Below are 23,133 nucleotides of genomic sequence, written 5' to 3'. Positions count from 1 at the left end.
CCGGCCTTGTGCTAAGGAAAACTGATAGCGAATCGAAAGTTCGAGACCAGATGACCATCAAGCAAGCCATGGTATTGGCGGCGGGGCTCGGAACCCGCATGCGGCCGATCACCGACACTATCCCGAAGCCGCTGGTGAAGATCGCCGGCAAGGCGATGATCGACTATACACTGGATGCGTTGGTGCAGGCAGGTGTGGAGCGGGCCGTCGTCAACGTCCATCATCATGCCGACCAGATGGAAGCGCATCTGAGCGCCTATCGCGGCCTTGAAATCCTGATCTCCGACGAGCGGGACGCGCTGATGAACAATGGCGGCGGCCTCGTTAAGGGCTTGAAACTTCTGAGCCGCGCTCCGGTGTTCGTCATGAATGCCGATCTGTTCTGGATCGGCGAGAAGCCCGACCATCCGAGCAATCTCGATCATTTAGCCGGATTCTTCGACGAACGGCGTATGGACATGGCCATGCTCTGCGTCGAGCTAGAGCGGACCACGGGCCACAACGGCAAGAATGACTTCAGCATGGCTGACGATGGTCGGCTCACACGCTATCGCGACAACCCATATAACGGTGTCGTCTATGCCGGTGTCTTCGCCATGAAGCCATCCTTCCTCGATGATGCGCCTGATGATGCCTTCAACATCAATATCTACTTCGACAAGGCCATCGAGCGCGGCCGGCTCTATGGCACGATGCTCGACGGCCACTGGCTGACTGTCGGCACGCCGGAGGCGGTCGGGGAAGCGGAGGAAACGATCCGGAATTTCCGGGCGTTTGCGTGAGCCTATGGCAGGCGGACACCGGCAGCGCATTCTGACTATTCCGGCAGGCCTGCCCTTCCTGAAAACGCTTGCGACAGCGCTCTGCGATGGCCGGCTGACCGAGCATTTCCGTCACGATCCGGCGGACCCGCTGTCACTCGCCAAGGTCAGCATCTTTCTGCCGACGCGGCGCGCGGCGCGCGTGCTGCGCTCGGAATTCGTCGATCTGCTCGGCGGCCGCTCCGCCATTCTGCCCGTCATCCGCCCGCTCGGCGAAACCGACGATGATAGCGGCTATTTCGAAGAAACCCTGCCGGAAACGGCCGATCTGGCGCAGCCGCTTGCTAATACGGCGCGGCTCTTGGAACTGGCACGGCTGATCCTTGCCTGGCGCAACAAGCTGCCGCAGATCGTGCGCGATATTCACTCCGATTCGCCGCTGGTGGCGCCGGCAAGTCCGGCTGATGCCATTTGGCTCGCACGTAATCTCGCCGAACTCATCGATTCGCTGGAAACCGAGGACAGGGAATGGAGCGAGCTTGCCACTCTCAGCGCGGAGGATCATGCGCTCTGGTGGCAGCTGACGGCCGAATTCCTGGCGATCGCCAGCGACTTCTGGCCGGCGCGTCTTGAAGAACTCGGAAAGTCCTCGCCCGCCCGCAACCGCAATGCCATCCTGCGCGCCGAGGCGCAGCGCATCTCCAACATGCGGCATCCCGGGCCGGTTATCATAGCAGGCTCGACGGGCTCAGTGCCGGCAACAGCGGAATTGATTGCAGCGGTCGCTGCCTTGCCGCAAGGCGTGATCGTGCTGCCCGGACTCGATCTTGCGATGCCGGAAGAGGATTGGCAGCTTGTGGCGCCAGAGACATCCATCGGCGAAAGAGCTGATCCGACCACGCGCAGCCATCCGCAATATGGTCTCTCGCTGCTGCTGAAACGGTTGCAGGTCACGCGGCGCGATGTCGAACCCATCGCGGATGCAGCTGAAACCATGCAGATGCGGGCGCAGATCCTATCGCGCGCGCTGGCGCCGGCCAAGGCGACGAGCGGCTGGGGAAGCTGGCGCAACACACTCGCTCCCGATGCGATCTTGGGCGCATTTGCCGACGTCGCCCTCATCGAAGCCGCCAACGAACGCGAGGAGGCGACCGCGATCGCCATCGCCTTACGGCTGGCGCTGGAGAAACCGGGGCGCAACGGTGGTGAAAGCCAGGCGGCTTTGATTACCCCCGACCGCAATCTCGCCCGACGGGTAACAGCCGAGCTTGCCCGCTTCGGCATCACCGCGGACGATTCCGCCGGTACGCCGCTGAACGCCACGCCTCAGGGCACGTTGCTGCAATTGCTGCTGGAAGCATCGCTTCGCCCTGGCGATCCCGTCGCCGTCGTCGCGCTGCTGAAACATCCTCTTGCCTTGTTCGGCCTGCCTGCGGAGACGCACCAGCCAGGCGTCGATGCGCTGGAGATCCTGGCGCTCAGGGGCGGCGTCGACACCATCGACATCGGCAGTCTGGAGGCCCTGCTGGACGACCGCATGGCGGAACAAGCCAATGACCGTTACGCCCCGCAATGGCGCAAAGCGCTGCCGCGTGAGGCGATCGAGCATGCACGCGCGCTTGCCCAGCGAGTGGCTGCGGCATGCGAACCGCTGATATCGGCGCTTTCCCTACCCGCATCAGAGGGTCTCCTCACACTTTCGGATTGGGCGGAGCGTACCGGCCGCGCCCTGGAAGCCGCGGCCGTCGACGAGCGCGGCAGCCTCGCAGGCCTCTGGTCCGGCGAGGCGGGGGACACCCTTGCCGGCCTCCTTCGCGATGTCATCGAAACCGATGGCCAGCTGGAGGCCGACGGTGTGCAGTGGATCGATATCATGGCCGCGCTCTGCGTGGGGCAGGCGGTAAAGCCCCGCGCACTCAGCCATCCCCGCCTCTTCATCTTCGGTACGCTGGAAGCGCGCCTGCAGAGCGTCGACACGCTGATCCTCGGCGGGTTGAACGAAGGGTCCTGGCCGGGGCAGACGGCCAACAACCCCTTCATTTCCCGCAGCATGAAGACCGAGATCGGCCTGGAACCACCGGAGCGCCGTATCGGCCAGCTCGCGCATGACTTCGAAATGGCGAACGGCACGCGCGACCTCATCTATTCCCGTGCGCTGCGTCAGGGATCAACGCCGACGGTCGCGTCGCGCTGGCTGCAGCGGCTGATCGCGCTCGTCGGCAAGGAGCTGGAAGACGCGATGAAGGCCCGTGGCGACCAGTATCGCCATTGGGCTGCGATGATCGACGAGGGCGAAAATCAGGCCCCGGCGCTGCGCCCGGCACCAAAGCCGCCTGCAGAGCTGCAGCCGAAGAGCTATTCCTTCAGCGAGGTGGGGCGGCTGCGCCGCGATCCGTACTCGATCTATGCCCGGCGCGTGCTGCGACTCGATCCGGTCGATCCGTTCAACCGCGATCCCGGCCCGGCCGAACGCGGCACGCTCTACCACAAGATCATCGACCGCTTCGTCCGAGAAGGGCATGTGGCCGGCACGCCCGATGCGGCGCTGGCCATGGATCGGATCATCGCGGAGCTTTTCGATGCCGAAAGGCTGCCTGTTCATATCGACAGCGTCTGGCGGCCGCGGTTCCGCGAAGTGGCGCGCGCCTTCCTTGCCTGGGAAGCTGAACGGCGGCCGACGGTTCGCAAAACGGCGACGGAAGTGCCCGCCGGCGTCGAGATCGAGCCGATCGGCATTCGGCTCACGGGCGTTGCCGACCGCATCGACATCAAGAGCGACAAGGGCGCGGATCTCATTGACTACAAGACCGGCTACAATCCCTCTCCGCCACAGGCGCGCGCGCTGCTCGATCCACAGCTGGCGTTGGAAGCCTATGCGCTGAAGGCCGGCGCGTTCCGCAACATCGGTGCACTGATCCCCGAAAACCTGTTTTATGTCCGGCTGCGGCCCGGCGATCGCTTCAAGGTCGACCAGGTCAACAACGAGCACTCCAGCCGCGGCGGCAAGACGGAAACGAAGTCGGCTATGGATCTGGCGCAGGAATCGATGGACCAGCTGGTGAAATTCGTCTCGTTACTGCAGTCGGGCGAGAAGGGTTTTTCCTCGCGCCTGATCCCGGCGCAGCAGTTCGAGTATGGCGGCGATTACGATCATCTCGCCCGCGTTTCGGAATGGTCGACGGCCGAGACCGAGCAGGAAGGCGGCGGCGATGAGTGATTTTCCCGCCGACGATATCGCCATCCTGCCCGAGAGCGACGATCCAGGCGTCTGGATCAGCTGGACGACCATCCAGCAGTCGATCGCGTCGGACCCCGAACGCTCGGCCTGGGTCTCGGCCAATGCCGGATCGGGCAAGACGCATGTGCTGACCCAGCGTGTCATCCGCCTGCTTCTTTCCGGCGCGCGGCCCTCGGCCATCCTTTGCCTGACCTATACCAAGGCCGCAGCGTCCGAAATGTCGAACCGTGTCTTCGATCGGCTTGCCGCCTGGGCGACGATGCCGGACGAGGAGCTGAAGAAACGCATCGCCGATATCGAAGGCAAGGAGCCCGATCTCTTCAAGCTCGCCGAGGCACGCCGTCTCTTTGCCAAGGCGCTGGAAACGCCCGGCGGATTGAAGATCCAGACCATCCATGCCTTCTGCGAAGCCTTGCTGCACCAATTCCCGCTCGAGGCCAATGTTGCCGGCCATTTCTCCGTTCTCGATGATCGAGCCGCCGAAGTTCTGCTCGACGATGCACGCCGCGCGTTGCTGACGGCAACGACGCCGCATGGTGATGCCGAACTGGCGCGAGCTTTCGACTATGTGCTCGATCTCGGCGATGAATCCGGCCTTGAGACCCTACTGGGTGATATCGTCGCCAATCGCAATGCTATCCGCCGCTTCACCGAAGCGGCCGAGCGCAAAGGCGGCATCGAAGCAGCACTGCTTGCCCGGCTTGGCCTTTCGCCCGGCGAAACGGAAAGAAGCATTGCCGAGCAATACTGTCCGTTGCCGGGCCTCTCAGGCGCGACGCTGGAGCTTTACCTCAGACTCGCAGACGAGAAGGGCGGCGCCAAGGCGCAGGAAATGGCCTACGCACTGCGCCTTGCCAAGCGCGAGGCAGATCCGATCGCGCGCGCCGAAATCCTCGAAAAGGCCATGCTAACCGCGAAGGGCGAACCGAAGTCGGACAGCCAATTCTTCGTCAAGGCGATGCTTGCGGATGCGCCGGCACTCGCGGATGCCGTCGCTGAAGCACGCGCCCATGTCGTTGCCTGCCGTGACCGGCTGAGGCTGATGCGGATGTATCGCGCCACCCATGCGGCCCTCATTCTCGCCGATCGCTTGAACCGCGACTATGAGGAACTAAAGAAGCGGCGCAGCCAGCTCGATTTCGAAGACCTCATCACCCGCACGGCCGATCTCTTGACCAAGAAGGATGTCGGCCCCTGGATTCACTACAAGCTGGATCAGGGCATCGACCACATTCTCGTGGACGAGGCGCAGGATACGAGCCCGATCCAATGGAGCGTCATCCAATCGCTGGCCGAGGATTTCTTCTCCGGGGACAGCGCCCGGCCGACGCAGCGCACGATCTTTGCCGTCGGCGACGAGAAGCAATCGATCTATTCGTTCCAGGGCGCTCGTCCCGAACGCTTTTCCGAGGAAAGCGATCGCACGCGGCGGCGCGTGGCGGCGAGCGGCCTGCAATTCTCGTCGATTCGCTTGCCGCTATCCTTCCGCTCGACTGCTGATGTGCTCGGCGCCGTCGACCATGTCTTCACCAGCCCGGAGAATGCCCGAGGACTCAGCGCCCTCAACGAGCCGGTGGTGCATCGCTCCAGCCGCATCGGCCATCCCGGCGCCGTCGATCTTTGGGAGATGATTGCACCGGAGCCGGCCGCCAAGGAAGAAGACTGGACGGCACCTTTTGATTCGACACCGGAAAGCGCGCCGGCCGCCATCTTGGCGCGACGGATGGCGCATACGATCGGCAATCTTGTCGGTCGGGAAACGATCATCGAGAAGGGTAAAGCCCGTTTCATCGAGGCTGGCGACATTCTCGTGCTGGTGCGCAAGCGCGACAGCTTCGTCAATGCTCTGACCCGCGCCCTCAAACGACGTGGCAATATTCCCGTCGCCGGCGCCGATCGCCTGGTGTTGACGAGCCATATCGCCATTCAGGATCTTCTCGCGCTCGGCCGCTTCCTGTTGCTGCCGGAAGACGATCTTTCGCTCTGTGCGCTACTGAAGAGCCCATTGTTTGATTTAAGCGAAGAGGATGTCTTTGCCGTTGCCGCCTATCGCGACGACGAGGAAAGCGTCTGGAGCCACCTGCAGAGATTTGCCGCGGACGACCATGACCGCTTCGGCCAGGCGGTCGAGCGGCTGCGAACCTTCCTTGTTCTGTCGAAGAACCTTCCCGTTCATGATTTCTATGCGCGCGTGCTCGGCAGCTTTGGCGGCCGGCGGAAATTTCTGGCGCGGCTTGGCACAGAGGTCAGCGATATCCTCGACGAATTCCTGACCTTTACGCTCGATCACGAGACAAGCGGCCTGCCCGGCCTGCAATCCTTCATCTCGACGCTGGAACTGGAAGCGCCGACGGTCAAGCGCGAGCAGGACAAGGGCCGCAACGAAGTCCGGATCATGACGGTGCACGCCTCGAAGGGGTTGGAAGCGCCGATCGTCTTTCTCGTCGATGGCGGCGGTAAGGCCTTAACCCATACACATCTGCCGAAGATGCGGCTGATGGAAACCGGCAGAGACGAAATCCCGCTGCCGGTCTGGGTGCCGGTCTCGGCACTTGCCAATTCGCTGACGCGGGCCGATACGGCGCGGCTGCAGGCGCTGGCGGAGGAGGAATATCGACGGCTGCTCTACGTCGGCATGACGCGCGCCGCCGACCGCCTGATCATCTGCGGTTACCGCGGCATCCGCGAGAACGCCGATACCTGGCATGCGATGATTTCAGCCGCCCTACGCGGCGATGAGCTGCACTGCACACAAAAGACCTTCACCGGCCCGGATGGCGACTGGGAGGGGTTAAGCTGGCGCGTCGCCCAGGTTCAGCTCGAATTCGAGGCCGCGAGAGAGCATGAAAGGCGTTCGGAACGGGCGGATTTGCCTGCAGGTCTGAGCCGGCCATTGCCGCCGCAGAAAAGCTTGCCGCGGCCGCTGAGCCCCTCCGGCGTCGGCACCGTCATCGATGAGGAGGCCGACGATCTGCTGGTGACTTCGGCGCTTTTCGGCGAGAAAGCCAAATCCGACCGCGCCTTGCAGAAGGGTCGCTTCATCCACCGTATGCTGCAGACCTTGCCTGAAATCGCGCCCGAAGAGCGGGTCGATGCCGCCCGGCGCTACGCCGAGCGGGCCGCGCGGTTCTGGCCGCAGGCCGAGCAAGAGGCGCTGGTGAAGTCCGTCATAGCGCTGCTGTCGCATCCGGATCTGCAAGGCACCTTCAGCACCCATGCACAGGCCGAAGTGTCGATCATGGGCACGCTGAAGCTCGCCAACCAGTCCTATGCCGTCTCCGGCCGCATCGACCGGCTGGCTGACCTAGACGATCGTGTCGTCATTCTCGACTATAAGACGAATCGCGTGCCGCCCGGCGAGGAAAGCAGCATTCCCTTCGCGCACAAAGCCCAGCTTGCCATCTATCGGGAAATTCTTTCGCCGCTCTATCCGGCGAAACGCATCGACTGCATGCTGGTCTATACCGAAAATGCCTCGATCTACACGCTGTCAGACAGGGCGCTTGCATTGGCGCTTGCGGAGCTCGAGACAAAGTGAAATACCAGATATTGAAATATGGGCACCGCACCATCACATATCTAGCAACCCGTAAATCCTGGTAAGGAGCAGCCTATGGCTACCGTTAAAGTCGATACCTCCAACTTCGCCACCGAGGTGCTGCAGTCTGCAGAGCCTGTCGTCGTTGATTTCTGGGCCGAATGGTGCGGTCCGTGCAAGATGATCGCCCCGGCTCTGGAAGAGCTTGCCGTGCAGTTCGAAGGCAAGGTCAAGGTTGCCAAGCTCAACATCGACGAAAATCCGGAACTGGCCGCCCAGTTCGGCGTTCGCTCGATCCCGACGCTCGCCATGTTCAAGGCCGGCGAAGTCGCTGACATCAAGGTCGGCGCCGCTCCCAAGACGGCCCTGCAGAACTGGATCTCCAGCGCAGCCTGATCGGTATCAATTGTAGGAACAAGGACCCCGCTTCGGCGGGGTTTTTTGTTGGTGCGGAGAGAGCGGGGCATGCTTGCCTTCGAAGCTTCGCACCTCAGGGGTGAGGATGGAGTGGGCTCGTCTCCATGGCAACGCAGAGGCCACGAAGAAATGAGCCCGTAGCGGCTGGGCGCGAAGGTCAGCCCTCATGCCGAGGAGGCCCAGGCCGTCTCGAAGCACGAGAGCGGGTGGTTGACCACCCGACCAGAATCACCGCGGCGGCGTGCCGTTGTCGGCAAGGACATCGCCGACCAGATAGAGAGAGCCGCCGATCAGGATGCGTGGGGGAGGCGAATTTGGCACGGCCGCACCCTTGATCGCATCCAGCGCCTCAACGACGCTGGACATGGGTTCGGCGATAAGGCCGGCATCATAGGCTGCATTCGCCAGGATAACTGGATCGATCATGGCTTCGCTGCCTCGGATCGGCACGCAATAAACCTTTTCGGCCAGGCCGACAAAGGCCTTGAAATAGCCGATCGGATCCTTGGTATTGATCATGCCGATGATCAGAAACAGAGGCCGCGGCTGGCGCTCCTCGAAATTCGCCATGGCCTCGGCGATGACTTCGCCGGCGCCGGGATTGTGGCCGCCATCGACCCAGATCTCGGAGCGCTCCGGGACATGCGCAACCAGCTCACCTTCCGTCAGTCGCTGCAGGCGGCCCGGCCATTCGACCGAGGTCATCGCCTTTTCCATCATCGCTTCGGTCACGACGAAGCCAGCGGCCTTGACGGCGCGGATGGCGGCGGCGGCATTGCCGTGTTGGTGACGGCCCGGCAGGCGCGGCAGCGGCAGGTCGGCAAGGCCGAACTCGTCCTGGTAGACCAGCTTGCCGTATTCCTCATGGGCGGAAAAATCCTGACCGAAAACGGCGGTCGGACAACGAAGCCGCTCGGCCGTTGAGATCAGCACGTCGAGTGCTGCATCATAGTCCTGATGGCCGATGACGACAGGGTGGCCCGGCTTCATGATGCCGGCCTTTTCGGCAGCGATCAGTTCGACGCGGTCGCCGAGGTAGGGCTGGTGATCGAGCGAAATCGGCATGATGACCGAAACCGCCGGATCGGAGAGGACATTGGTTGCATCGAAACGGCCGCCAAGACCAACCTCGATGACGGCAACATCTGCCGGATGTTCGGCAAAGAGGAGAAAGGTCGCTGCCGTCAGGATTTCGAAGACGGTGATTTTTTGCCCACCATTGGCCTTGGCGATGCGTTTCAGCGCATCGGCAAACACGGCATCGTCGACGAGCTTGCCGCGGCCGCCCTTGACGCCGATGCGATAGCGTTCATGCCAATTGACGAGATGCGGCGAGGTGTGGACGTGCACGCTATAGCCGCCGGCTTCGAGCAGCGCGCGGCAGAAGGCCGTGACGGAGCCCTTGCCGTTGGTGCCGGCGACATGGATCACCGGCGGCAATTTCTGATGAGGGTTGCCGAGGGCGTCGAGCAGCCGGGTTATTCTCTCCAGAGAAAGATCGAAGCCCTTGGGGTGCAACCCCATGAGCTTCTCGATCTCGCGTGCTGCCTCGCTCATTGCGGACTGATCCATAGACGTCATCCCGCACCTCCGCCCGTCGGCAATCGATGATGTCAGGCGCTCGCTGCTATCGCCAGTGCTGCGCCATTCTTGTTCTTGACCGATACGTCGTTTGCCGGCGCCTTGGTCAGGATCTTCAGAAGCGTCGCCAGGGTGTCAGGAATGTCGTGACGCTTGACCACCATATCCACCATGCCGTGCTCCAGCAGGTATTCCGAAGTCTGGAAGCCTTCGGGAAGCTTTTCGCGCAGCGTCTGCTCGATCACGCGCTTGCCGGCAAAGCCGATTTCGGCGCCGGGTTCCGCGAGATGAATGTCGCCCAGCATCGCGTAGGAGGCCGTGACGCCGCCGGTCGTCGGGTTGGTCAGAACCACGACGTAGGGCTGGCCTGCTTCCTTCAGCATGTCGACGGCAACCGTCGTGCGCGGCAGCTGCATCAGCGACAGAATGCCTTCCTGCATGCGGGCGCCGCCCGAAGCCGGGAACATCACGACAGGGCATTTTTCGGCGATCGCACGCTCGAAAGCCTTCACGATAGCTTCGCCGGCCGCCATGCCGAGCGAGCCGCCGATGAAGTTGAACTCATGAACGATGGCGACGAGCTTCAGGCCGCGAACTTTGCCGACGCCGGAGAGGATCGTATCCTCCTGCTCGGTCTTCAAGCGGCTGTCCTTCAGGCGGTCGGTATATTTCTTCGAATCCCGGAACTTCAGCGGATCCTGCGCGACCTTCGGCTGCAGCAGGGCTTCGTATTCGCCGTTGTCGAAGAGATCAGCAAGGCGAGCCTTGGCCGGCATCTTCATATGGAAGCCGGATGCGGGGATGACCCACTTGTTGTCTTCCAGATCCTTGTGGAAGACCATCTCGCCCGTTTCCGGGCACTTGATCCAGAGATTCTCCGGAACCTCGCGACGGCCCAGCATGGAATTGATCCGCGGGCGGACGTAGTTCGTGATCCAGTTCAATTCGAAACTCCTAATCGACCGAATTAATCGATATCCTAGTCGTCACCAAATGCCCATAGGGCTTTTCCATCAATCCGCAGGGGATTGATGGGAGGCCTATATGGGAAAACTATTCGGCGGCAACAAGGCGGGCGGAACGCGTTCCTGTCGACAGGCCGCGCACCAGGGTGGCAACAGCCTGGATGGTGTCTGCTGTTGCCTTGCCGTCCTTGGTCAGGCTGGTGGCGATCTGGTTGACGATCGCGGTGCCTACAACGACGCCATCGGCGGAGGCGCCGATCAGCTTGGCATGTTCGGCCGTCTTGACGCCAAAGCCGACGCAGACCGGCAGCTCGGTGTGCTGCTTGATGCGCTCGACGGCACCCGAGACCAGCGACGGATCGGGCAATGCCGAACCGGTGATGCCGTTCATCGAGACGTAGTAGACGAAGCCGGTCGTGTTCTTCAGAACCGTCGGCAGGCGCTTGTCATCGGTGGTCGGCGTTGCCAGGCGAATGAAGTTGATGCCCTTGCGGATCGCCGGGATGCAAAGCTCGTCGTCCATTTCCGGCGGCAGATCGACGACGATCAGGCCGTCGATGCCGGCGGCCAGAGCATCGTCGAGGAACTTTTCGACGCCGTAGATATAGATCGGATTGTAATAGCCCATCATGACGATCGGCGTATCGGCATCGACCTTACGGAAGTCCGCAGCGAGCTGCAGCGTCTTCTTCAGCGTCTGGCCGGCCTTCAGGGCGCGCTGGCCGGCAAGCTGTATCGCCGGGCCGTCGGCCATGGGATCGGAAAAGGGCATGCCGAGCTCGATGACGTCGGCGCCGGCTTCCGGCAGCGCCTTCATGATGCCGAGCGAGGTCTCGTAATCGGGATCGCCGCCCATGAAATAGGTGACGAGTGCCGGGCGGCCTTCAGCCTTCAAAGCGGCGAAGCGTTTGTCCATACGTGCGGTCATGGCGTCTAACTCACATTCCCAGAATCTTGCCGACGGTAAAGATATCCTTGTCACCGCGGCCGGAGAGGTTCATCAGGATGATCTCGTCCTTGCCCATCTTCGGGGCACGCTTGATGACTTCGGCGAGCGCATGGCTCGGCTCCAGCGCCGGGATGATGCCCTCAAGGCGCGTCAGCGTCTGGAAGGCTTCGAGCGCTTCGTGGTCCATGATCGGCACATATTCGGCGCGGCCGATATCGTTCAGCCAGGAATGTTCCGGGCCGATGCCGGGATAGTCGAGGCCGGCCGAGATGGAATGGCCTTCCTTGATCTGGCCGTCGCCATCCTGCAGCAGATAGGTGCGGTTGCCGTGCAGCACGCCGGGCGAACCGGCGGTGATCGAGGCACAATGCTCGTCACCCTGCAGACCCTTGCCGCCGGCTTCCACGCCGACGATCTTGACGCCCTCGTCATCGAGGAAGGGATGGAAGATGCCGATGGCATTCGAGCCGCCGCCGACGGCCGCAATGACGAGATCCGGCAGGCGGCCTTCGGCCTCCAGGATCTGCGCGCGGGCTTCGGTGCCGATTACGGCCTGGAAATCCCGGACCATTTCCGGATAGGGATGCGGGCCGGCGGCCGTGCCGATCAGGTAATAGGTGTCTTCGACATTGGTGACCCAATCACGAAGAGCTTCGTTCATGGCGTCCTTGAGCGTGCCGCTGCCGGCCGTCACTGGGATGACCTCGGCGCCCAAGAGCTTCATGCGGAAGACGTTCGGCGCCTGGCGTTCGACATCGGTCGCGCCCATGTAGACGACGCAAGGCAGGCCGAAACGGGCGGCTACGGTCGCGGATGCGACACCGTGCTGGCCGGCGCCGGTTTCAGCGATGATGCGGGTCTTGCCCATGCGCTTGGCGAGCAGGATCTGGCCAATGCAGTTGTTGATCTTGTGCGAGCCGGTATGGTTCAGCTCTTCGCGCTTGAAGTAGATCTTCGCGCCACCAAGCTCAGCCGTCAGGCGCTCGGCAAAGTAAAGCGGGCTCGGACGGCCGATATAATGCGTGCCGAGAGACTTCAGCTCCGCCTGAAAGGCCGGATCATCCTTCGCCTTCGCCCATTCCTCCTGCAGGTCCAGGATCAGCGGCATGAGCGTTTCAGCAACGAAACGACCGCCGTAAATGCCGAAACGGCCATCCTCATCGGGGCCGGAGCGGAAGGAATTGAGTTTAGGCGTCTGGTTCACTTTCTACTCCCTGCTGCCGGTTCCGGCAGGCATGCTTCTGCAAAAGCGTCGAAAAACTGGTCGATCTTGCCGAGATCCTTCACGCCGGGCGCACTTTCTAACGCGGAGGAAAGATCGATGCCACTGGCCTTGGTGGAGGCCAGCGCCTCGGCGACATTGTCCTTGTTGACACCGCCGGACAGCATGTAATCCACCCGATCGTCGAGCCAACTCATCAGGCTCCAATCGAAGGATACGCCGTTTCCGCCCGGCAGCACAGAGCCGGCCGGCGGCTTGGCGTCGAAGAGGAAGCGGTCGGCAATGCCGATATAGGATTCCACCCGCCTCAGATCGTCGGCATCGCGCACCGACATGGCCTTCATGACCGGCACGTTATGGACCGCCTTGATGGTCAGTACGCGTTCCGGGCTCTCATTGCCATGGAGCTGCAGCATATCGGGCTTCACAAGCGCCATGATCTCGTCGAGATCGTCATTCGTCGGATCGACCGTGACGGCAACGACCTTTGCCTTGCCGCGGGCACGCTCGGCGAGCGCGCCAGCGAGGTCCGGCTCGATATAGCGCGGGCTCTTTTCAAAGAAGATGAAGCCGATATGGGTGGCGCCGCGCTCAAGAGCACGATCCACCGCTTCCGGCGTCTTCAGACCGCAAATTTTGACATCGGGGTTCATGGCAGCGGAGTGACACGAAATTTCGAAAGAGTCGAGCCTAAAGGCGAGGGTCAAGGGTGGTTTTTCGGCCCGTGACCCACTCGATGACCTCTTGAAACAACAGTTTGCGGTTACTTTACGGCGATTACGACCTTGCCTTTGGCGCGACCGGTGTCGACATATGCCAGCGCCTCATTCGTGCTGTGGAACGGGAAGACCCGATCGACGACCGCTCTTATGGCTCCTGCCTCTATCAAAGAGGTGATCTTGCGGAGCTGTCCGCCGTTCGCGGTCATGAAGAGGAACGAATAGCTGACGCCACGACGTTTTGATTTTCTCCGAATGCCGAAGCTCAACAGCCCCATGATCAACTGAAACAACCATCCGGAACCATTCTGCCTGGCAAACGCCGCGTCCGGTGGACCAGAAATCGATATGAGCTTCCCACCCGGCTTCAGGACACGAAGCGATTTCTCCAGTGTATCCTTGCCAAGGCTGTTCAGCACGACGTCGTAGCCCTGCAATACCTTTTCGAAATCATCTTTTTTGTAGTCTACGACGGCGTCGGCTCCGAGGCTTTTGACGAGATCGACATTGGCTGTGCTCGTTGTCGTCGCAACATGCGCTCCAAGGTATTTGGCGAGCTGGATGGCGACCGTTCCCACCCCACCCGAGCCCGCGTGAATGAGTACCTTTTGCCCCTTCCTCAGTTTTGCCTTCTCGACAAGCGCCTGCCAGGCGGTCAACGCAACGAGCGGCATCGACGCCGCCTCTTCCATCGTCAGGTTCTGCGGCTTGAGCGCCACGTCAGCCTCGTTCATCGCGATGAACTCCGCGAACGTGCCGATGCGATCGTGGCCCGGACGCGCATAAACTTCGTCACCCGGCTTGAAGCCACGGACACTGGGGCCGACCCGGACGACGACGCCCGCGACATCGTTGCCGAGGATGAGCGGAAGGCGATAAGGCAGGATGAGCTTGAACTCACCATCTCTGATTTTGGCATCGAGAGGATTCACGCTGGCGGCATGTATCTCCACCATCACATCGTTCTCTCGCAACTCCGGCACCGGGCTTTCACCGAACCGAAGAGCGCCACCTTTCGCATAGCGATCGATCAGAAATGCTTTCATGGGACTGACTTCCGTTTCCAGGGTAGCAAATAGCCGGGCATCGAAGATGTAGCATCGGCAATGGAGGTTATCAGGCGGGAAGCCCGTTGAACTTGCGCAGGTTTTTGTCGACGAACGCTTCCGGCAGAAAACGGCGTATGAAGTGAACCTGCTTTGCTATCTTGCCTGCGGTATAGCGTCTCCTGGGCGATGCGGCGTTGGCGGCTTTGACCACCATGTCGGCGACCACCTCCGGCGCGTCGCCTCTCTCGACGATCTCACGCATCAGCTTTTCCGCATCGGCGCGAGCTTTATCGTACGCAGAGAGCGGTCGATCCGGCCGCGTGATGTTCTCTTCGAAGGCGGTGCGGGTAACGCCTGGTTCGACGAGGACGACGCGTATGCCTTGGGTACGGACTTCATGGTCGAGGGATTCGGAATATCCCTCTAGGGCATGTTTGGTCGATGCATAGAGTGCATTGTAGGGCGCAGGAATCAGCCCGAGGATGGAGCTGATATTGATGATCCTGCCTTTTCTCTGCCGTCTCATTACAGGCAGGATTGCGTTCGTCATGCGCAGAACGCCGAAAACATTGACATCGAAAAGCGCCCTCGCCTGTGCCACGGAGGATTCCTCGGCGCCGCCAAGCAATCCAATTCCCGCATTGTTGACGAGCAGATCGATCCTTCCGGCGCGGACCATTATATCATCGACTGCCGCCTGCACGGATTTATCGTCCGTGACATCACAGACCAGCATCGAAACGCCGTCGGGAGCGTCGGCCAACGGTTTCCGGCTGGTTCCAAATACTTTGTATCCCTCGCGCAGTAGCGCCTGCGCGGTCACTCGCCCTATACCGGAAGAGGCGCCCGTGACCAGGGCGACGCCGCGTTCTGTCTTACTCATCGGTCTTCGCTTTCATTTTCACGTGGAATATCGATGAACATTCTGTTACTATCAAATTAGTAGTAAGTCACTATCAAAAAGATATCGACATGAAGAATCTTTCGAACCAGCCATGTCTGATCGCCCGCAGCCTCGCATTGGTGGGCGATGCGTGGAGCATGTTAATCTTGCGGGATGCCCATGCAGGGCTCACGCGCTTTGACGAGTTTCGCAAGAGTCTCGGCATCGCGCCGACGATGCTGACCGCTCGGCTATCCGCCCTCACAGAAGATGGCCTGCTGGAGAAACGCCGCTACTCCGAGCGGCCTCCGCGTGATGAATATGTGCTGACGGCGGCTGGTCAGGATTTTCTGCCGGTCCTGTTTGCGATCGGGGCATGGGGGCGCAAGCATCGCCCAAGCGACGGCGTGACCCGTTTCTTTGACGCTGAAACTGGAACAGAGATCGATGCCGTCACGATCGACCGTGCGACGGGGGCTCCCATCGGAACGCGCCGGATCCGCATTGCCGTGCCGGAATGAAATGTCCCGGGCGCGAGGAGCAGAGGTCTTGCTCGTGTAACATGCCGCTATCGGCTCACAGCGGAGTTTGAGCGCCTTCGATCGACCCAAACAGCATGTTCAATCAAAATCGATCGCGTGCAGCTGGCTGCCATGGCGCTTCAACCAGGCCTTGGCCTCGTCCATGTCGGGGCAAAGCTTGCGGCAGAGCGCCCAGAAGCGAGGCCCATGGTTCATCTCGCGCAAGTGCGCGACCTCATGTGCGGCGAGGTAATCGATGACCAACGGCGGCGCCATGACAATGCGCCATGAGAAGCTCAGGTTCCCTTGCGAGGAACAGGAACCCCAGCGGCTGCGAGTATCCTTCATAGCAATTGACGTGACGGTGGCGCGGATGGATTTGGCGTGGACAGCGACAAGCTTTTCCAGATCGGCGCGCGCCTCCTTCTTGAGGAAAGTGGCGATGCGGCGGCCGGCATGTTCCGGCAGGCCGCTGACGCGCAGCACTGGAACGCCTTCAATCACGATCGCTTCGGTGAGGCCGCGCAGGGTTCCGGTATGCTCGATTCGATGACGGACACCGCGCAGCAGGATTTCGCTGCCACTGCGCAGGCTGCCATCGGCCGCAAATTTCGCGAGCTTCGTCAGTAGCCAACCCTGATGCCGATCGAGGAAGGCATTGACCTCGCGTGCCGCCAACCCACGTGGAATGGTCATCTTCAGCGACCGCCCGCCGGGCTCGATCCTGAGCGTGATGCGCGTTGCGCGCTCGTGCTGGCGGATCGTCAGCGGCATCAGCCGGCCGGCGACCTCGAGGGTGCGCGTTTCCGGCGCGGGCGGCTTGGCCGGCTGTTTGCGAGATCTGGAGAGCAGCGGAAACATGAGGCAGTTTTATATGATTCGCCAAAGCGCGTCGCAATCTTTCAGATTTGCTCCTTGCGCTTTGGTCCTCGATTTTCGCATATCGTTATCGCAAAACCGCTGCGCACTTTTGTGCGACTTGCTTTGCGGATTCTGGCAAAGAAAAACCGGCATCGGGTGATGCCGGTTTTGACCTCGTGACGGAACTTCCGTCACGGCGTCTGGAATTCAGTCGGCGAGCCGCCATTGTCATTGCGCTTGACGCTGTTGCGCTCGCGCATGAAACGGTCGAACTCTTCCTGGTCCTTGGCACGGCGCAGTTCGCGGGCATAGGAGTCGAATTCGGCGCGCATCTCATCCAGCTTGCGGCGTTCCTGCTCGAGGCGCTCAAGCTCTGCCCGGCGCCAGTCGTCGAAGGCGACGTTGCCGGTCGAGGAGAAAGAGTGGCGATGACGATTGCGATGACGTCCGCAGCCAGCAAACATGCCGTCAGTCCTTTCGTTCACATCCCGTTTGAATTCCCGCAAACGTTCTCCGAAGAGAATATAGGCGAGCATGGCGAAGCCCAGCGGCCAGAAGACCACGAAGCCAAGCACCATCAGGGCAATAGTAGCCGGAGTCCAATCCGGGCGAAGCAATGCAGATTGATTCATTGTCAGGTATCCTCGCACGGCGCATCGCCCCTCGACCGATACCGGTCAATGGTCAGGCTTCTGCGCGGTTTTTAAAGCTCTACCTGCATCTCAGCGCGTTCCAAGGACGCGCGGCGCGGTAAACGGCCCGATCATCTCTGCGGTACCGCTGCAATCGAGATGGTAACCTCTTCGTGAGGCTTCAATGGGATCGCCAGGCGGAATCGGACAAGTACTTGAATCAACCCGGATAATTCAACAAAAGCTAATAGTTTGCACGGCAGGAACCACTCAGCCGTTTAACAACGCTCCGAACTGCTCCATCTATCTGATTTTATTTACTTTCAGGCGGACTTTCCGCCCTTGATGACGCGCTTGACGACCGACCGACCGGTACGGGCGTGCTCGCGGGTGAAGGCGAGGATGCGCGGCGCGATCTCGCGGCGGAAGCGCGAGCCGTTGAAGACGCCGTAATGGCCGACATCCGGCTGCAGATAGTGCATGCGCATGTGGTCTGGGATATTGGTACAGATGGTCTGTGCCGCATGCGTCTGGCCGACGCCGGAAATATCGTCGTTTTCGCCTTCGACGGTCAGAAGCGCAACGTTGCGGATGGCGGAGGGATCGACGCGCTCGCCGCGATGCATGAGCTCGCCCTTGGGTAGCGCGTGTTTGATGAAGACCTGATCGACCGTCTGCAGATAGAACTCCGCCGTCAGATCCATGACGGCCAGATATTCGTCATAGAAATCGCGGTGCTTTTCGGCCGGCTCGCCGTCATTCTTGACGAGGTGCACGAAGAAGTCCTTGTGAGCGATCATGTGCCGATCGAGGTTCATCGACATGAAACCGGAAAGCTGCAGGAAGCCGGGATAGACGGGCCGCATGAAACCCGGCTGCGGCCAGGGCACGTTCATGACGACATTGTCGGCAAACCATTCCAGCGGCTTCTCCTTGGCGAGCTGGTTGACGGCAGTCGGATTGATGCGGGTATCGATCGGGCCCCCCATCAGCGTCATGGATGAGGGCGCCAAGCGATCGCCCGCCGCTTCCATCACGGCAGCTGCGGCCAGAACCGGCACCGAGGGCTGGCAAACAGCGACGACATGCGTATCCGGCCCGAGGTGGTGCAACATCTCGATGACGTAATCGATATAATCCTCCAGATCGAAGGTGCCCTCTGTCATCGGCACCATACGCGCATCGATCCAGTCGGTGATGTAGACGTCAGCACCCGGCACCAGGGCTTCCACAGTGCCGCGCAGCAGCGTCGCATAGTGGCCGGACATCGGCGCGACGATCAGAATGCGGGGATCGGCGCCATGGCCGGCGGGCAGGCTGCGCTCGAAATGGATGAGATTGCAGAAGGGCTTCTTCCAGACGATCTTTTCGTGCACGGAAACCGTCCTGCCGTCGATCTGCGTCTCATTGAGACCGAATTCCGGCTTGCCGTAGCGCCGGGTCGTGCGCTCGAAAACCTCGAGGCTCGCCGTCAAGGTGCGGCCGAACACGGTATGAGAGAGGGGATTAAGGGGATTGGCATAGGCCAGGCGCATCATGTCCGCCGCGGCGCGAAAAGGGGCGAGAGCGGCATGATTGAGTTCATAAAACTGATAAAACATGGGGGCTTTACCTTTCGTGATGCGGGGCATCCGGCCGCGCAAATCACCTAAATCATTGAAGCGCACGCGTCTTGCGTGTCGCTGCCTTCACTGCGGCGCTCCTCCGGTCGCGCTGTGCAGCAGGATAATGATGGCTCCTCGGGCGCGATCTTCATCCTTCCTATGATCCAACCTAGCAGTTTTTGCTGCAGAGCAACATAACTACAATTGGTTCTTATCTATAAAAAACGCCGGAGAATCGCTTCCCCGGCATCAAGAATGATCTCAAAAGGTTAAAGTTCCTGAGCCTCGCACGCCTTACGCGTCGGCAAGGAAGGTCTGGCGCTGCGTGCCCAAGCCTTCCATGCCGAGCTCGACGACATCGCCCGGCTTCAAATACTGCGGCGGCTTCATGCCCATGCCGACGCCGGGAGGCGTGCCAGTGGAGATGACATCACCCGGGTGCAGCGACATGAACTGGCTGAGATAGGAGACGAGGTAGGCGACACCATAGACCATGGTCCTGGTCGAGCCATTCTGCATCATCTTGCCGTTGACCTTGAGCCACATGCCGAGATTCTGCGGATCGGCAATCTCGTCCTTGGTGACGAGCCAGGGGCCGATCGGGCCGAAGGTGTCGCAGGACTTGCCCTTGGTCCACTGTCCCGAACGCTCGGTCTGGAAGGCGCGCTCGGAGACATCGTGGGAAACGCAGTAACCGGCAACATAATCAAGCGCATCGGCTTCGCTGACATATTTCGCCGTCTTGCCGATGACGACGCCGAGCTCGACTTCCCAGTCGGTCTTTTCAGAACCGCGCGGGATCAGCACATTGTCGTTCGGGCCGACGATAGCAGAGCTTGCCTTCATGAAGATGATCGGCTCCGGCGGTACGGTGGCTCCCGTTTCGGCGGCGTGATCGGAGAAGTTCAGGCCGATGCAGATGAACTTGCCGGTGCCCGCGACGCAGGCGCCGAGGCGCCCTTCCGGCAACTCGGGCAGGCTCTTCGGATCGAGGGCCGCAATCTTTGCCAGACCTGCCGGCGAAATCGCCTCGCCGCCGATATCGGCGACATGGGCGGAGAGATCGCGGATCTTGCCGTCGCTATCCAGAAGCGCCGGCTTTTCCTTGCCGACTTCGCCAACACGCAACAGTTTCATGGATTTTCCTTCCCTGCATTTTCAAAGACGAGATCGATGACGTCATATATGAACGAGTTATTCACCAGTGTCATCAATCGATTTCCGAAAGCCTAGCATGGCTCGGCCCTCCGCGCTGGAAAAACAGCTTTTCTAGTTCGGGGATAATGACCTGGCGATTTCGACGATGACGTCAAAGGCCGTATTGATGTCTTCGGCCGTCGCCTCGAACTGACCGGCCTGGAAGCGGATGACCAGCCGGCCGCCGACGCGGGTCTGCGTCAGATAGATGCGGCCGTCATTGTTGATGGCATTGAGCAGGCGCTGCGTATGCTGTTCCTGATCGACCCCCGCGGGCGCCTTATGATCGAAGGAGAACAGCGACAGGAACGGCTCGGTGACAACCTTGAAATCAGCCTCTGCAGCTAGGCGCACCGCCAGATTCTGCGACCAGGACACATGGTTGCGGATCATCGTGCGCAATCCTTCCAGGCCGTGATAGCGCAACAAAAACCAGAGCTTCAGCGCACGGAAGCGGCGACCGAGCGGCACGGACCATTCCGAGTAATTGATGATGCCATCATGGCCGTGCGTGCGCAGATATTCGGGCTGTATCGCCAGCGTGCGGACCAACGTCTCCGGCTCACGAACGAACTGTACGGAGCAATCAAATTGCGCGCCAAGCCATTTATGCGGGTTGAAGACGACGGAATCGGCCTGTTCGACGCCTTGCCACAAAGTGCGGAATTCCGGGCAGATCATCGCCGAGCCCGCCCACGCGGCATCGACATGGACATATAGCCTATGCGCATGGGCGACCTCAACGACGGCGGCGATATCGTCGCAGGCGCCAACGCTGGTGCCACCGACGCAGGCAATGACGCCGGCGGGCAGCAGCCCGGCCGCGCGGTCACGCTCGATCGCCTCGGCAAGTGCTTTCGGATCCATGGCCTTGTTGGGACCGCCCGTGGGGATGCGCACCAGATTATCCTCGCCGACACCTGATATCCAGATGGCCCGGTCGATGGAGGTATGGACCTGATCTGTCGAATAGATGCGCACTGCCTTGTTGGCCGCAAGCCCGCTTTCGTTGCCTTGCCAGTCCAGCGCTCTTTCGCGCATGACCAGCACAGCCGCAAGGGTCGCGGTCGAGGCGGAATCCTGAATGACGCCGGTGAAGCTTTCCGGCAGGCCGAGCGCCTGGCGCAGCCAGTCAACGACCTTCGTTTCAAGTTCGGTCGCGGAAGGCGATGTCTGCCAGAGCATACATTGCGCGGCAATGGCGCTGACCAGATATTCGGCAACCACCGAGACGGGAGCGGCATTGGCAGGAAAATAGGCGAAAAAGCGCGGATGCTGCCAATGCGTCATGCCAGGCACCAGGATATCCTCAAAATCCTTGAAGATATCCTCCATGGCTTCGCCCGTTTCCGGTGGAGAATCGGCGATATGAGCCGCGATCTCGCCTGGCGCCATCTTCGCCCGGACCGGCCTGTCGCGAAGCGACGCACGATAATCCGCGCCCCAATTGGCCGCCTTCTCCGACCACTGTCGGAACTCCTCCCAATCCATGACGCTCCTCCTGCTCCATCGGACGGGGCGGACCTTAGACCGGTTTGACCACTCGGTCGAGTATCAGAACAGCTCGTCCAGCGCGGGCCCTAGCGGTACGATGCCGGTGGGATTGAGCGTCGAAATCGAGTAGTAGCCGCGCTTGATATGATCGAAGTCAACGGTTTCGGCAACACCTGGCCAATCGAACATCCGGCGGCAGAAAGACTGGAGGTTGGCATAGTCCGACAACCGGCGGAGATTGCATTTGAACAGGCCGTGATAGGCGACGTCGAAACGGACGAGGGTGACGAAGAGCCTGATATCGCTTTCCGTCGGATTGGCGGCAAAGAGGAAATCCCTGCCCTCCAGCTCGGTTTCGATCTGATCGAGGCAATCGAAGACCTCGTTGAAGGCTTCTTCATAGGCGATCTGCGTCGTGGCGAAGCCCGCGCGATAGACGCCATTGTTGAGAGCGGGATAGATCCGGGCATTGAAACTGTCGATTTCATCCCGCTTACCGGCCGGATAGAGATCGATGTCATTGCGGGCAAGATCGCCAAAGCCGTCATTCAGCATGCGCAGAATATCGGAGGATTCGTTGTTGACGATCGTGCCCTTCTGCTTGTCCCATAGGACCGGTACGGTGGCGCGGCCAGTAAACGTCGGATCAGCCTTGGTATAGATCTCATGCATGTAGCTGGCGCCGTTTATCGGATCGTTCGTCGCACCGGGATAATCGCCAAACTGCCAGCCCTGCTTGGACAACACGGGTTCGACGATGGAAACGGAAATGACCTCTTCCAGACCCTTCAGCTTGCGGCCAATCAGGGTACGTGAAGCCCAGGGGCAGATCAGAGCGACGTAAAGATGATAGCGGCCGGCCTCTGCTTTGAAACCGCCGTCACCCGTCGGTCCTGCACGACCATCGGGCGTGACCCAGTTGCGGAAGCTCGAAATCTGGCGAACGAAACCGCCCTTCTCATCCTTGGCCTGGACCGGCTGCCAATCCTCAGTCCATTTTCCATTTACCAGCAAGGCTCTGTCTCCGCTCGCACGCGTTCCTATAGGGGCGGAGCATAGCGGAACAAAATTTCAACGGAATAACGCAAACTTGAAACAGACTGTCTACCTGGCGAATGTAGATACCTCTATGTATCAAATGACGCGTTTGCGATCAGGTTTATCGGAGAAATCCCATGGCGACATCCGTTTCCAACGTCAGGACCGACCATGCCAGCCGCTATCTCCAGCAGCTCTGCAAGCATTGGAGCCATCGCTTCAGCGTGGAATTTGATGCGGCTGCCGGCAGGGTGCCGTTCGGCGCGGAAAACTTCCTCGATCTGGCGGCCGAACCCGGCAACCTCGTCATGACGCTGACGGTCGAGAAGCCCGAAGACCTCGAGCGCATGCAGAACGTCGTTGCCGACCACCTCAAGCGCTTCGCCTTCCGCGAGGAGCTCGACGTGAACTGGACTGCCCGAGTTTAAGTTCTCATCCTCTATTTATGACCAGCCAACGGCCAG

General features: G+C 60.8%; 19 protein-coding genes. 6 read left to right on the top strand and 13 right to left on the bottom strand.

The window, feature by feature from the left end:
• Positions 1-50 precede the first annotated feature (50 nt).
• The 4 genes from FHX05_RS24575 (at position 51) to trxA (ending at position 7,933) form a co-directional block, all read left to right on the top strand.
• The gene (locus FHX05_RS24575) at positions 51-782 is read left to right on the top strand and encodes a nucleotidyltransferase family protein (RefSeq protein ID WP_183875093.1); all 732 of its coding nucleotides are present in this window, start codon (positions 51-53) and stop codon (positions 780-782) included.
• Between the two features lie 4 nt (positions 783-786).
• Positions 787-3,978: a double-strand break repair protein AddB gene (gene addB / locus FHX05_RS24570; RefSeq protein WP_183875091.1), complete on the top strand. Its 3,192-nt coding sequence runs from the start codon at positions 787-789 to the stop codon at positions 3,976-3,978.
• On the top strand, positions 3,971-7,537 hold the full coding sequence (gene addA, locus FHX05_RS24565) for a double-strand break repair helicase AddA (RefSeq protein ID WP_183875089.1): 3,567 nt from the start codon (positions 3,971-3,973) through the stop codon (positions 7,535-7,537). The genes addB and addA overlap by 8 nt, the downstream gene beginning before the upstream one ends.
• Positions 7,538-7,612: 75 nt before the next feature.
• Positions 7,613-7,933, top strand: coding sequence for a thioredoxin (trxA, locus tag FHX05_RS24560; RefSeq protein ID WP_015338194.1), 321 nt, complete (start codon positions 7,613-7,615; stop codon positions 7,931-7,933).
• A 249-nt stretch (positions 7,934-8,182) separates the two neighbouring features.
• On the opposite strand, the gene FHX05_RS24555 is transcribed toward trxA, so the two are convergent.
• The 7 genes from FHX05_RS24555 to FHX05_RS24525 all read right to left on the bottom strand — a co-directional run bounded on the left by FHX05_RS24555 (position 8,183) and on the right by FHX05_RS24525 (position 15,322).
• On the bottom strand, positions 8,183-9,535 hold the full coding sequence (locus tag FHX05_RS24555) for a folylpolyglutamate synthase/dihydrofolate synthase family protein (RefSeq protein WP_246699071.1): 1,353 nt from the start codon (positions 9,533-9,535) through the stop codon (positions 8,183-8,185).
• A gap of 32 nt (positions 9,536-9,567) precedes the next feature.
• Positions 9,568-10,479: an acetyl-CoA carboxylase, carboxyltransferase subunit beta gene (gene accD, locus FHX05_RS24550; RefSeq protein WP_183875087.1), complete on the bottom strand. Its 912-nt coding sequence runs from the start codon at positions 10,477-10,479 to the stop codon at positions 9,568-9,570.
• 109 nt (positions 10,480-10,588) lie between these two features.
• Positions 10,589-11,428 carry a tryptophan synthase subunit alpha gene (gene trpA, locus FHX05_RS24545; RefSeq protein ID WP_112338587.1) on the bottom strand — a complete coding sequence of 280 codons (840 nt, stop codon included), beginning with the start codon at positions 11,426-11,428 and terminating at the stop codon, positions 10,589-10,591.
• 10 nt (positions 11,429-11,438) lie between these two features.
• A complete protein-coding gene (gene trpB / locus FHX05_RS24540) occupies positions 11,439-12,653 on the bottom strand; it encodes a tryptophan synthase subunit beta (RefSeq protein WP_112338588.1) in 1,215 nt (404 codons plus the stop codon).
• Complete coding sequence (locus FHX05_RS24535; protein ID WP_183875085.1) at positions 12,650-13,324, bottom strand: phosphoribosylanthranilate isomerase; 675 nt, start codon at positions 13,322-13,324, stop codon at positions 12,650-12,652. The genes trpB and FHX05_RS24535 overlap by 4 nt, the downstream gene beginning before the upstream one ends.
• Positions 13,325-13,434: 110 nt before the next feature.
• Positions 13,435-14,436, bottom strand: coding sequence for an NADP-dependent oxidoreductase (locus tag FHX05_RS24530; protein WP_183875083.1), 1,002 nt, complete (start codon positions 14,434-14,436; stop codon positions 13,435-13,437).
• 70 nt (positions 14,437-14,506) lie between these two features.
• Complete coding sequence (locus FHX05_RS24525; RefSeq protein WP_183875081.1) at positions 14,507-15,322, bottom strand: oxidoreductase; 816 nt, start codon at positions 15,320-15,322, stop codon at positions 14,507-14,509.
• 89 nt (positions 15,323-15,411) lie between these two features.
• On the opposite strand from FHX05_RS24525, the gene FHX05_RS24520 reads away from it, so the two are divergent.
• The gene (locus tag FHX05_RS24520; protein ID WP_112606976.1) at positions 15,412-15,843 is read left to right on the top strand and encodes a helix-turn-helix domain-containing protein; all 432 of its coding nucleotides are present in this window, start codon (positions 15,412-15,414) and stop codon (positions 15,841-15,843) included.
• A 99-nt stretch (positions 15,844-15,942) separates the two neighbouring features.
• Here FHX05_RS24520 and FHX05_RS24515 read toward each other — a convergent pair whose 3' ends face one another.
• The 6 genes from FHX05_RS24515 to FHX05_RS24490 all read right to left on the bottom strand — a co-directional run bounded on the left by FHX05_RS24515 (position 15,943) and on the right by FHX05_RS24490 (position 22,645).
• Positions 15,943-16,704 (bottom strand): SprT family zinc-dependent metalloprotease, encoded by a 762-nt coding sequence (locus FHX05_RS24515; protein WP_112410469.1) that lies wholly within the window; start codon positions 16,702-16,704, stop codon positions 15,943-15,945.
• Between the two features lie 191 nt (positions 16,705-16,895).
• On the bottom strand, positions 16,896-17,336 hold the full coding sequence (locus FHX05_RS24510) for a DUF2852 domain-containing protein (RefSeq protein ID WP_112410470.1): 441 nt from the start codon (positions 17,334-17,336) through the stop codon (positions 16,896-16,898).
• Between the two features lie 323 nt (positions 17,337-17,659).
• Positions 17,660-18,937, bottom strand: a complete 1,278-nt coding sequence (phaZ, locus tag FHX05_RS24505) for a polyhydroxyalkanoate depolymerase (RefSeq protein WP_183875079.1) — start codon at positions 18,935-18,937, stop codon at positions 17,660-17,662.
• A 297-nt stretch (positions 18,938-19,234) separates the two neighbouring features.
• Positions 19,235-20,077: a fumarylacetoacetate hydrolase family protein gene (locus FHX05_RS24500; RefSeq protein WP_183875077.1), complete on the bottom strand. Its 843-nt coding sequence runs from the start codon at positions 20,075-20,077 to the stop codon at positions 19,235-19,237.
• A gap of 132 nt (positions 20,078-20,209) precedes the next feature.
• On the bottom strand, positions 20,210-21,628 hold the full coding sequence (locus FHX05_RS24495) for a pyridoxal-dependent decarboxylase (protein ID WP_183875075.1): 1,419 nt from the start codon (positions 21,626-21,628) through the stop codon (positions 20,210-20,212).
• 63 nt (positions 21,629-21,691) lie between these two features.
• Entirely contained in the window at positions 21,692-22,645 is a 954-nt protein-coding gene (locus FHX05_RS24490; RefSeq protein WP_112606966.1) for a glutathione S-transferase family protein, read from the bottom strand.
• A 161-nt stretch (positions 22,646-22,806) separates the two neighbouring features.
• Here FHX05_RS24490 and FHX05_RS24485 point away from each other — a divergent pair, with 161 nt between their 5' ends.
• The gene (locus tag FHX05_RS24485; RefSeq protein ID WP_112606964.1) at positions 22,807-23,097 is read left to right on the top strand and encodes a DUF2218 domain-containing protein; all 291 of its coding nucleotides are present in this window, start codon (positions 22,807-22,809) and stop codon (positions 23,095-23,097) included.
• The last annotated feature ends 36 nt before the right edge of the window (positions 23,098-23,133 follow it).

The organism is Rhizobium sp. BK491 (genome assembly GCF_014194925.1).
In the GTDB taxonomy this organism is placed as follows: domain Bacteria; phylum Pseudomonadota; class Alphaproteobacteria; order Rhizobiales; family Rhizobiaceae; genus Rhizobium.
The sequence above is the reverse complement of the archived record's forward strand: the minus strand, read 5'-3'. Positions and strand labels throughout refer to the sequence as shown.

What these genes read in the sequence shown, in the direction of transcription:
- FHX05_RS24530 (WP_183875083.1), bottom strand. Translation starts at nt 14,436, where the DNA reads ATGAAAGCATTTCTGATCGATCGCTATGCGAAAGGTGGCGCTCTTCGG.
- FHX05_RS24535 (WP_183875085.1), bottom strand. Translation starts at nt 13,324, where the DNA reads ATGAACCCCGATGTCAAAATTTGCGGTCTGAAGACGCCGGAAGCGGTG.
- FHX05_RS24510 (WP_112410470.1), bottom strand. Translation starts at nt 17,336, where the DNA reads ATGAATCAATCTGCATTGCTTCGCCCGGATTGGACTCCGGCTACTATT.
- FHX05_RS24485 (WP_112606964.1), top strand. Translation starts at nt 22,807, where the DNA reads ATGGCGACATCCGTTTCCAACGTCAGGACCGACCATGCCAGCCGCTAT.
- addB (WP_183875091.1), top strand. Translation starts at nt 787, where the DNA reads ATGGCAGGCGGACACCGGCAGCGCATTCTGACTATTCCGGCAGGCCTG.
- FHX05_RS24575 (WP_183875093.1), top strand. Translation starts at nt 51, where the DNA reads ATGACCATCAAGCAAGCCATGGTATTGGCGGCGGGGCTCGGAACCCGC.
- addA (WP_183875089.1), top strand. Translation starts at nt 3,971, where the DNA reads ATGAGTGATTTTCCCGCCGACGATATCGCCATCCTGCCCGAGAGCGAC.
- trxA (WP_015338194.1), top strand. Translation starts at nt 7,613, where the DNA reads ATGGCTACCGTTAAAGTCGATACCTCCAACTTCGCCACCGAGGTGCTG.
- FHX05_RS24555 (WP_246699071.1), bottom strand. Translation starts at nt 9,535, where the DNA reads ATGACGTCTATGGATCAGTCCGCAATGAGCGAGGCAGCACGCGAGATC.
- trpA (WP_112338587.1), bottom strand. Translation starts at nt 11,428, where the DNA reads ATGACCGCACGTATGGACAAACGCTTCGCCGCTTTGAAGGCTGAAGGC.
- FHX05_RS24520 (WP_112606976.1), top strand. Translation starts at nt 15,412, where the DNA reads ATGAAGAATCTTTCGAACCAGCCATGTCTGATCGCCCGCAGCCTCGCA.
- FHX05_RS24515 (WP_112410469.1), bottom strand. Translation starts at nt 16,704, where the DNA reads ATGTTTCCGCTGCTCTCCAGATCTCGCAAACAGCCGGCCAAGCCGCCC.
- FHX05_RS24525 (WP_183875081.1), bottom strand. Translation starts at nt 15,322, where the DNA reads ATGAGTAAGACAGAACGCGGCGTCGCCCTGGTCACGGGCGCCTCTTCC.
- FHX05_RS24500 (WP_183875077.1), bottom strand. Translation starts at nt 20,077, where the DNA reads ATGAAACTGTTGCGTGTTGGCGAAGTCGGCAAGGAAAAGCCGGCGCTT.
- FHX05_RS24495 (WP_183875075.1), bottom strand. Translation starts at nt 21,628, where the DNA reads ATGGATTGGGAGGAGTTCCGACAGTGGTCGGAGAAGGCGGCCAATTGG.
- phaZ (WP_183875079.1), bottom strand. Translation starts at nt 18,937, where the DNA reads ATGTTTTATCAGTTTTATGAACTCAATCATGCCGCTCTCGCCCCTTTT.